The organism is Microbacterium sp. NPDC055665, from assembly GCF_053618035.1.
Genome location: NZ_JBSHGY010000021.1, coordinates 1 through 4,703, shown reverse-complemented (window position 1 = coordinate 4,703; position 4,703 = coordinate 1). Strand labels below are relative to the sequence as shown.

The 4,703-nt window shown below is 61.9% G+C and carries 4 protein-coding genes; 3 read left to right on the top strand and 1 reads right to left on the bottom strand.

Annotated features, from left to right (window positions below; translation table 11 throughout):
• The first annotated feature begins 1,244 nt into the window (after positions 1–1,244).
• Both ACWGO6_RS19125 and ACWGO6_RS19120 read left to right on the top strand, forming a co-directional pair.
• On the top strand, positions 1,245–1,487 hold the full coding sequence (locus ACWGO6_RS19125) for a hypothetical protein (RefSeq protein WP_452327686.1): 243 nt from the start codon (positions 1,245–1,247) through the stop codon (positions 1,485–1,487).
• 486 nt (positions 1,488–1,973) lie between these two features.
• The gene (locus tag ACWGO6_RS19120; protein ID WP_452327685.1) at positions 1,974–2,588 is read left to right on the top strand and encodes a hypothetical protein; all 615 of its coding nucleotides are present in this window, start codon (positions 1,974–1,976) and stop codon (positions 2,586–2,588) included.
• Between the two features lie 195 nt (positions 2,589–2,783).
• On the opposite strand, the gene ACWGO6_RS19115 is transcribed toward ACWGO6_RS19120, so the two are convergent.
• On the bottom strand, positions 2,784–3,086 hold the full coding sequence (locus ACWGO6_RS19115; protein ID WP_452327684.1) for a hypothetical protein: 303 nt from the start codon (positions 3,084–3,086) through the stop codon (positions 2,784–2,786).
• Positions 3,087–4,086: 1,000 nt separating this feature from the next.
• Between ACWGO6_RS19115 and ACWGO6_RS19110 the strand changes: the two genes are divergently transcribed.
• Positions 4,087–4,703: hypothetical protein (locus ACWGO6_RS19110; RefSeq protein ID WP_452327683.1), on the top strand; the 617-nt coding region annotated here is incomplete at its 3' end.

Sequence of the window (4,703 nt, the reverse complement as noted above, 5' to 3'; positions counted from 1 at the left end):
CTCGCACTCGGCCTGGGTGGTCTGGTGATGTTCTTCATCGCCCGGCGCCGTAAGCACGAAGACGAGGTGCAGGAGGAAGCTGTGAGCTAACACTCAACCTGATCTCGAACGGGGAGCCTGGGCTGATGCCCAGGCTCCCCTACCCATACCTGCGCCATCGCGCACCAGCACCTTAACCGGAAACCGTTAAGCCAATACAGGTTGCACGTGATCGAGGGATGAGGTGAACACCCGCGACTCAAGCGCTGAAGGACTTGCTTCGAGCACGCGACATCGCGAGCTCGTGCAGACCACAGGAATCGTTCAGCGCCCTCGGACATCATGAATGTGGCTCTGACTCCGACGATAAGCACAACCCGTCGACGACTGCGCCGTTAGAAGTCGCCGAAACCGCTGCGATCGTTGTCGCGCTGGCGGTCACAAAGGATCAGTGATCGGGCGGCAACCACCTCGACGCCCGCACCCATGTGAAGCTGACGAGTCAGGCGGGCGATGTGGTCACGATCGACCGCTCCCGCAATGGCCGAGACCACACAACAGAAGTGACACTGGTCGACTGAGAAACAGTCGATGCTCGGAATACCAAGACTCCGCTCGCGCAAACCTGTCCCCCACGGCGGTTGCATAACCGTAGCCGAATGCTATTTGCAGTGCTCGCCCCATGCGGGATGGTCTTCCGCCTAAAGAGCTTCCCGTGTCCCCAGCCCAGGCCGCGTCGGACCAACCACGTGGTGTCTAACCGCCGCCGCTCCCCTCGCCTGGCCTCCCCTCGCCTGGCCTCCCCTCGCCTGGCCTCCCCTCGCCTGGCCTCCCCTCGCCTGGCCTCGCCTCGCCTCGCCTCGCCTCGCCTCGCCTCGCCTCGCCTCGCCCGCGGGACGCTATCGCACACAACTTCGGGATTGGGACCGCCTGTAGTTAACCGATCGCGTCACAAGCCACGGCAGCTGTTCGAGGTGATCCGCACATCGATCTCATCCGAGGCCGTGCACAGGGGATTTCTGCGCTCGCGCGTTTTCGAACTCTTCCGACGATCTCAACGGGAGCTCAGATCACTGCACCACCTGCGGCGTTATCGTCCGCGATGATCGGCATCTTCTACGTGGTGAGCCAGCAGCCGTGACCCCGTGGCCCACCACCGCCTTCGAAATCATGCGAGTAGGACGTGCAGATGACGCGCACCCGAGCCAAAGCGAAGGGCAGGCAAGCCGCATTTCCGCTAGTCCGACGCTCGAACAGGAGAATCCATGAACACAGCGTTGCCTTCAGAGACGTCGGTTATCGTCTTTGCGACCCTACCTGTGGTCGCCGTACTGCTGGCATTCACCTCATTGGTTCTCAAAACGGTGCTCGCCGAATGGGAACTCGTGTTTTATGGCGCGGCCGTGCTGTTCGCCGCGGTAGCTGTAGTTGTTCACGTGATTGGGACTAGGCGTATTATTCGACTGATCTCGGCCGCACAAGCGGACGAGATCCGGCGTAACCATTAGCTGCAGGGATGTGTGGAGGCCGAGTGTCATAGCTTCAATCACCAGACCCGCGCGACGGACACCGCTTCGCGACGCTTCCATTAGTGGGTTCATCTCTCACTGCCTCGAGATTTACGAGAGGGGTAAACGCGGTATGCCCCCGGTCCTGACCGAGCTGATCGAGCGCGGTGCTACGCCGCGTCGACACCTGTGGCCGCATCGAACAAGACTAACCACAATGCTCTTTCTCTGCACCGCGCTGCGACGCGTTACCTGAGCTCGAGATCGGAGTCCTAAGATCAGGCAGTCCAGATTGGACGCTTTATCTGCACCTGCGGATCTAGTCGAAGAACTCGGGCTCAGACGATCCAGGCAGTTTCGAACCGGCCAAGGCGAATGAGAAAAGCACCTCTCCTTTCGAGTTGTGTGCGTTCGAAGTGCGCTGGGATCGCTCTGAGCCGGGTCTTCGCGTCAGCATGTCGCAGAACTTGAAAGGAAGGACATCCTATGAAACTCGTTAGTCGATCCACGTCTCGTCGTGTTGTGATCGGTAGAAGTACCCGCGGCGTTGCCGCTGTGGCGGCGCTAGTTGCTCTTGGTGCGCTCGTCGCGGCTCCGGCCGCGAACGCAGACGATGCCGGCAGGCTAACAGGCCCGCTGCTCTCCTCGACGGGCGACACCTGGGTTGGCTCCGCTGCTGAAGGGGCGCTGGTTCCTGTGTCGAGCGTCGACCAGGGCACCGATTGGTCGCTTCCGCAGATGTACGAGACGGGCGAAGTGCGAGTCGGGGATCTGTGCTTGACGGTGTCGCCGTACTTTGGCGGTAGCGTCAGCCTTGTCGAATGCATGGGTGTGCCCGAACAAGAGTTCGTTGTGATTCCGGGATCACGTCCGAGTTCGTTCCAGGTCCATTCGATGTTGCCGTTGATGTGGCCGATGGGCCCCGAGGATGACAGCACGATCCCGATTTCTGCCAACGCCTCCACAGCCGGTATGGTCACGCTCCAGGGTGCGACAGACTTCGACCTGTCCGCCATGAACGAGGCTGCGGCACCGGTCCCGTCCGACTGGTGGGGGCACTGGCTGGGAATTGAGGCTGCGCCCACCGGCGATCTCCGCTGAACTCCCTGATTGTTCGGGTAGCGGCTGAGCGGCCCCGACTGGCGTGGGGTGGCACGACGAGCCGCCCCACGCCAGCGTCTCGCTGAAAGGCCAAAGCCACACGGAACGAACTCGACGATCGAAGTTGAGTCTCACGCGACCCGCTGCGACGGCGCTTGCCATCCCGGCACTCCTCTTCTCCGCGACAGCACCTGCTCAGGCAGCACACACTGGCAGTCCGATGGTGGTCGTGACGGCCCCATCCACAGCAGCGCCCTTCGAGCGGGGGACCATCACGGTGAAGGTCACCGAAAACGGGGTCCCGCTCGCCAATAATCCGGTTACGGTCAGCCTGGACTCGATCTCGATCTCGATCGCGGTTCTCGGGAATGTCTCGAAGTCTGCGACCGCGAAAACGGATTCATCGGGCACGCTGACGATGAAGAATTTCCTGCACATCAAGTCCTTGAAGACAGGAACGGTCACCATCAAGGTCACGAGCGGTCCGGGCACCGCCACGACCCGCGTAGAGGTCGTCCCCTCAACCGGCGCGCTCGCCCGGACAACCCACAGCGCACCGTCTAGCCAAACACGACCCACTCGGTACGCGACGCGACAACGTTGCTCACGGGCTCGGTCAACCGACCCGACCCACCTTCAGAGTTACACCGGAGACGTGACAGGCCCGGTAACCAGCCTGCTGAACAGCGGACGAGCGGTCGTCCGGACGGGCGTGAAGGTGGGCCCGAACGGCGGCACCATCACTGTGAAGTCGTCCACCGGGGTTTTGGTAGCGCGGTAATGTCTTTCACGACCCGGAAGCTCCAAATCCCGACGGGCGTCCCGCCCTTTCAGGAGAGAGACGCCCATCGTCGTACCGTATTCACGCGCCGATGGCTGCCCCGATCCATTTCTGGCAGCTGTGCGCATCATCATCGAACGCGCAGTCAGACATCTGCAGCGGCAAGAAAGCGGGCTACCCGCCCATGCAGCTCCGTCAGCGCGTGACAATCGGCCTCCGCACACCTGAACACGGCGGCCCTCGTCGAGTCGTTCCTTACCTTCGCGGAGGACCAACCAAGTCGCGCGGAGAGCTGGCGTTACGGCTGCCCAGGAATCCGATCTCAACCAATAGGGTGCCGCCCGGAGCCGTCGCAGGTCATAGCGCCTTTACAGATCGCAGTCACAAGTTAGGGAATTGATGTCGAACATTTCGCGCATATCGCGAACAATCGCGCTAGCCGGCGCCGTTGCGCTTGCTTCTACGGTGATGGTGCACTCAACGCCTGCAGCGGCTGCGCCTATGGATCGTCTTGAGGGCCCGCTCCACTGGCCTGACGCGTCACAGCCCATTCGACCCCAATACCACAGCTGGGCAGGGTCTGCGTCTGAAGGCGAGGAGGTACCTCTCTTCACAACGGACCCAGGAGTGAAATGGACGATACCCGCCCTTGGGGAGGAAGGCGAAGTCCGGCTTGGGGATCTCTGTCTTGATCAGCCTCCCGGATGGCTCGCGAGAGTGACCGTTGAGTCGTGTGACGGTTCGCCGAGTCAACAGTTTCAAACGACCGTCAATCCGCAGGGAAACCGATTCGGCCTAACGTCGGCGACCCACACGGACGAGAACGAGAACCCGATTGACCCGACCAACCCGCGGAAGTACGGGCTGTTCGCGAGCATGTTCTTCGTTGATACCCTCCGCACAAGCTACGAAAGTGCGGACTTTGATCTTTCTCTGATGAGGCCGGTATCCGACGCTGCAGCGGACATGACCGCAAGAATCGTTGGCGTTGATCAGAACGCAAAAACCGCGACGATAGCCGGGACCGGGGAGCCCGGCGCGACGGTCATGATCAGCCCGCCCGTCGGTGCAAAAATCACCGCTGTTGTCCGCACGGACGGCACCTGGGGACCAACCACCATCGCGGGCCTCGCTGTCGGCGAGAATCTCCTCACTCTTGTGCAGACTTTTGGCGGCGTGACCGGGGCACCGATCACGCTCACGATACCCGTGGCAGCGAATGCGAATGCGAATGCGGCAGCGTCGGCGGCGGCGGATGCGAACGGGAACCCGGCAGCTGTCGCTGCGGGGAACACGGACGCGTCCACCCAGGCCAGCGCGGCAGCGGACATCAC

Bases quoted from the DNA above. Each gene is read 5' to 3' on its own strand.
- ACWGO6_RS19125 (WP_452327686.1), top strand. From the start codon at position 1,245: ATGAACACAGCGTTGCCTTCAGAGACGTCGGTTATCGTCTTTGCGACC.
- ACWGO6_RS19120 (WP_452327685.1), top strand. From the start codon at position 1,974: ATGAAACTCGTTAGTCGATCCACGTCTCGTCGTGTTGTGATCGGTAGA.